Source organism: Colwellia sp. BRX8-7 (assembly GCF_014077275.1).
GTDB lineage: Bacteria > Pseudomonadota > Gammaproteobacteria > Enterobacterales > Alteromonadaceae > Colwellia_A.
Genome location: NZ_JACGVP010000043.1, coordinates 1 through 4,339 on the forward strand (window position 1 = coordinate 1; position 4,339 = coordinate 4,339).

Consider the following 4,339-nt stretch of genomic DNA (forward strand, 5'->3'; position numbering starts at 1 on the left):
CATGCACATGCACATGCTCATTCTGATTCTCAAGTAGTTGCTGATGGATTGGCAATCGATCTAATGGAAACTTTAGATCTAACTTTTCAGGTAATCCCAGAATATGATGAAACTGAAAATGTTTTAGCTGGTTGGAATGGAGATGAATTCCAGTACTTTGTCGCGTTTAGTAAATTACCGGCTGGTTGGCTTAATGCCGAAAAATGGATTTCTGGTTTTATTAGAGATATTAATGCTGCAAGTGAAACTGGTTCTTACAATCTATTAGATAAAGGTAACTACAAATCAAATGGGAAGTTTGATTTAAATTATATTGAAATTTCATTTATACCAAAGGGTGAACAAGAAACAAGGAAACAACTGGTTCATTTTATTACAGACCACAAAAATTCCTATTTAGCCTTTGCAACACCAACTTCGGATAACGGAGCGAACGTTCTTCAGTCGGAAGTCATTAGCATACTTAAAACATCACATTTACCTACTTCAAATATAATCCCTTTAGTTATTAAAAATGAAGATAAATACATTGGAATATGGAATGGGCAATATGTAGACAAAGACGATAAAGTTGTTCAAGTCATTTTTGAGTTAAAGGCAGATTTAACGTTTGCCCGTAAAGATTCAATAGAGGGCAAACAAGATAGCGTAAACTCAGGGGGGGTCTTTATTTCAAATAACAAAATTAGTTGGACGTACCTTTATGGTAAACCGACAAATCAAGAGAGCAGAACCAAAGAAACCAATACTATTTCTTCTTTCTCAGGAGATACTATGATATTAATCTTGGATAACTCAAATATTGAAATTGTGTTAAAGAAAGAAAGCTGATTGGTGTATAAAAGTTATAACAAGTTACTCAAACGGACGCTAAACAGTTGGCTAGCACTCGTTCCTCCTACATTTTAGCCAACTATTTCGCGCCGCTTAGCAGGGCGATATTTCAATAGGGACATTATGCGTATTCTGGTAGTTTTAATTTCATTACTCTTTCTTTCTGGTTGTATCGGTTTATCCGTTGGGTCATATGGAACATTCGAGTCTAAAAAAGAAAGTTTTAACCTTTTAGAGCAGCGTAACGAACAAGGATACGGTGAAAATAAATCATATTCTAAAGAGGAAGTAATATCTCTTTGGGGAAAACCAGATAAAATTAGTACCAATGGTTCTTGTGACGTACTCACATATCACGATGGTTATAATTGGTCTGGCGTTGGTGCTTTTGTTTTAATTGTACCAATTCCATTGGCGCTACCTACTGGAAATGACGAAACTAAAATTTACTTTAAAAACAACCAAAGCATAAAGTTAACTTCAGAATATGGGGAAATAACTGGGATGTTTGGTTATATGTGCGGCAGTAATCAGTGTGGTTTTCATGCAGGTGCTGTTAATACGGATAAAACTCGTATAATCCCTGTAACTTGGTGTAAGTAATTGAAATATGACAAGCCATTCAAGCAGGACTTTTAATGGGGCGTTAAATTTTTCTAGATAGCAGAGTTAACATCCATACTTTTATGCAGCACACGTACAATTAATATTTGATTTACTTTATGTTCTTTGTAATAAATTACGTGGCTAGCTTGAGGATATTTACTGTAACCCTCTCTGATGTAATCACAGTCTATTCCTAACTCTGGCTCCTCAGCTAATAATCGAAATGTGATATCTAATATTTTTAAATAATCATTTCGTTGCGTGGTTCCCCATGTAAGTTGAGTGTATCGAGCTGTTTTAATTAAATCTGATTTCGCTTTAGCGGATAATACTAATTTTTCCATTAGTTATTTTCGTTATCTAATTCTGTTAATAAAGAATCATAACTGTAATCAGCTATACCGCTTTGTTCACCTTGAATAAGCATATTGCGTAAATTTAATAGTTTAGTTTCTTGGTCTTCTAAAGCTCTTAAGCCAGCTCGAACAATTTCACTCGCTGAACCGTAACGACCTGTGTTAAGTTGTTGGTTAATAAATTGATCAAAGTGATCGCCTAGTGTGACGCTAGTATTTTTAGCCATAATGAAACCCTTGTTTGTACCAATATATATTAGATTATGGTATAAAAAATATAACAAGGCAATTAAACGGACAAAAAACAGTTGGTTTTTTCTCCTTCGTCGCTTATTTTAACCAACTATTATTTGTCCCTTAATGGGGCGTTATGAGTACTTATGGATTTGAGTAAACTATCAATCTTTGTCATTCCTTTCCTTATAATACTTATAGTTATGGAATTATTGTTGTACTTACGAATTGTAAAAGGCATACGTACTGAGATATTGGTAAGCATTTCTTTAACATTTTTATTTTCTGTTTTACTTTACTTGCTCACGCCTAATTATGGTTCAGCTAATGGTCTACTTACATTTATAAACCTAATCATAAATTTCTCTATTTTAATGTGTTTATTTATTGGATTGAATTTTTTGCTCATTAAAATAAAGTCGCAAATTGTCATCCAGTTATATGTTTTTCTTTGTACAGCTATCTCTGTACCTTTATTTTGGGTTATGTCATTGTATGTATCCTGTTACACAGGACAGGGTTGTTTGTAGGTTCTATAAGCCATTCAAGCAGGTCAGACTTTTAACCGTTGGTTAGGTTCCGCTTCACATTTTAACCAACAATTAAAAGCCTCTTTACGTGGCGTTTTATGCCAAGGAGTGGTTCAAGCCGGTGAGCAAATTAACACTGATCGAAGTTAAATTAAAAAGTGAGTACCTTTGGTTCTTTCGTATAGCTATGATTTTGGTTTCTCTTCCTTTTGTTTTTAATGTATACGAAACGTTAGCTACAAGTATTGCGCTTGATGGAAAGTATACTTTTGTCAAAGGCGAACATTGGGGCTATTACGCTTATTTATCTAAACATATGGCAATATCACTTTTTTTTTTTTGGCTTGGGACTTTTGGCTCTAAAGTAAAAACTAGTGACTAATTGGCATATAATAAGAAAACTAACAGGACTAAAAAATGCGAGCTGTTCACTTCACTCCATTATAGCCAACCATTTTTATCCTATTATTTGGGTGTTATACACATATGGAGTTAGCAGATGAATTCAAAGTTTAATATATTATATTTAGTTATCGCTTTAGTTGTTATGAATGGATGTAGCATTTATAGTGAAGATGATTATGGTGAAGCAGAAACAAATAAAATAGAATCATCATGCATCAATATGGAACCAGCTCAAGAAGCTAAATGTAAGGAAAGAGAGCAGACGTTAATAATCAGTTTAGGTGCTGATGAAAACTGTAATCATCCCTATGAATATGAAAGAAACAAATGTAAAAATGAAAAAGTAAAACAGAAAAAGCAACTTGATGAGTCACTTAATAAGCATGTGAAATAATAGGTATAACAAAGCATTCAAAAGGATTTGAGTATGTTGAATTAAAGGTGTTTATAAAGCGATTTATTGCTTTAGCTGTTCTATTTAATTTACCGCCAGTGATTACCCCACTTTTTGTATCTATTGTCACTTCTTTGGGTCATATGTGCTGCATTTCTAGCTGGTATTAGCTTAATATTTTCACACCGTGGCAAAAATGCCTAACAATAAAATCATCAAGGACAAAAAACAGTTGGTTTTTTCTCCTTTGTCGCTTATTTTAACCAACTATTATTTGCCTCTTAATAAGGCTTTAGCTATACAGATCATATTTTGTGGCACTAGCTAAAATTTACAAAGGACAGCATGAACAATGAATACGAAAAATAAAAGTACAAAATTACCTCTAAATATTCGGCTTCTACTAGGTGCTTTTGCTGTTCCTTCATTATTTTTAGCGTATATGATTGGCACAATGGCATTGAAAGGTAATTACCAAGAGGTTGATTATTTCGAATGGATATATTCATTGCTTGGTTTTGTTGCCATTTATATCGCAATATCTGGAAAACGAGTGTTTTAGTTTTCGTCAATTGGAATGTGTAAATAGTGTATAGCTAAGAAGGCTTTCAAACGGACAAAAAACAGTTAGCTGTTTTAACTCCGTTCAATATTTTCGCCAACAATTTTTGCCCATTAACAGGGCGATAACTGCGTAATCCTTTAAATATCATCATGAACCACAATGAACAGTGTCGCCACTTATCTGCTTGATATTAAACGTTAATACTTAATTGTTCTTGTTTGTTATTGTTCTTGGTTGTTCGTTGTAGCATAATGATGTTGCTACAAATGAGCTACAAGGATGATTACTGCATGCCAATTAAAAGCAAGATAACCGTAACCAATATCAAAAATCTAGTACCTTCGGATAAACGCTTAAATGATACTGATATTTCTGGCTTTCATGCCCGTATAACCCCATTAGGTTTGATCACTTA

General features: G+C 33.6%; 7 protein-coding genes. 5 read left to right on the plus strand and 2 right to left on the minus strand.

The features are described 5' to 3' along the window. A partial coding sequence (locus H4J57_RS19070; protein ID WP_182243935.1) for a hypothetical protein occupies positions 1-831 on the plus strand: 831 nt, incomplete at its 5' end. A gap of 126 nt (positions 832-957) precedes the next feature. Then, entirely contained in the window at positions 958-1,437 is a 480-nt protein-coding gene (locus H4J57_RS19075; RefSeq protein WP_182243936.1) for a hypothetical protein, read from the plus strand. Positions 1,438-1,490: 53 nt separating this feature from the next. Here the strand turns inward: H4J57_RS19075 and H4J57_RS19080 are convergent, their stop codons facing one another. Next, positions 1,491-1,784 (minus strand): type II toxin-antitoxin system RelE/ParE family toxin, encoded by a 294-nt coding sequence (locus tag H4J57_RS19080; RefSeq protein WP_182243937.1) that lies wholly within the window; start codon positions 1,782-1,784, stop codon positions 1,491-1,493. After that, the gene (locus tag H4J57_RS19085) at positions 1,784-2,023 is read right to left on the minus strand and encodes a type II toxin-antitoxin system ParD family antitoxin (protein ID WP_182218473.1); all 240 of its coding nucleotides are present in this window, start codon (positions 2,021-2,023) and stop codon (positions 1,784-1,786) included. Before H4J57_RS19085 ends, H4J57_RS19080 begins: the two co-directional genes overlap by 1 nt. A 658-nt stretch (positions 2,024-2,681) precedes the next feature. Here H4J57_RS19085 and H4J57_RS19090 point away from each other — a divergent pair. From H4J57_RS19090 to H4J57_RS19100, 3 genes are all read left to right on the plus strand, one after another. Further along, complete coding sequence (locus tag H4J57_RS19090) at positions 2,682-2,942, plus strand: hypothetical protein (RefSeq protein ID WP_259366903.1); 261 nt, start codon at positions 2,682-2,684, stop codon at positions 2,940-2,942. A 117-nt stretch (positions 2,943-3,059) separates the two neighbouring features. Continuing rightward, positions 3,060-3,359 (plus strand): hypothetical protein, encoded by a 300-nt coding sequence (locus tag H4J57_RS19095; RefSeq protein WP_182221971.1) that lies wholly within the window; start codon positions 3,060-3,062, stop codon positions 3,357-3,359. A gap of 352 nt (positions 3,360-3,711) precedes the next feature. After that, positions 3,712-3,921, plus strand: a complete 210-nt coding sequence (locus tag H4J57_RS19100) for a hypothetical protein (RefSeq protein WP_182218477.1) — start codon at positions 3,712-3,714, stop codon at positions 3,919-3,921. Positions 3,922-4,339 lie beyond the last annotated feature (418 nt).

Coding starts and splice junctions, on each gene's coding strand:
- H4J57_RS19075 (WP_182243936.1), top strand. CDS start 958: ATGCGTATTCTGGTAGTTTTAATTTCATTACTCTTTCTTTCTGGTTGT.
- H4J57_RS19080 (WP_182243937.1), bottom strand. CDS start 1,784: ATGGAAAAATTAGTATTATCCGCTAAAGCGAAATCAGATTTAATTAAA.
- H4J57_RS19085 (WP_182218473.1), bottom strand. CDS start 2,023: ATGGCTAAAAATACTAGCGTCACACTAGGCGATCACTTTGATCAATTT.
- H4J57_RS19095 (WP_182221971.1), top strand. CDS start 3,060: ATGAATTCAAAGTTTAATATATTATATTTAGTTATCGCTTTAGTTGTT.
- H4J57_RS19100 (WP_182218477.1), top strand. CDS start 3,712: ATGAATACGAAAAATAAAAGTACAAAATTACCTCTAAATATTCGGCTT.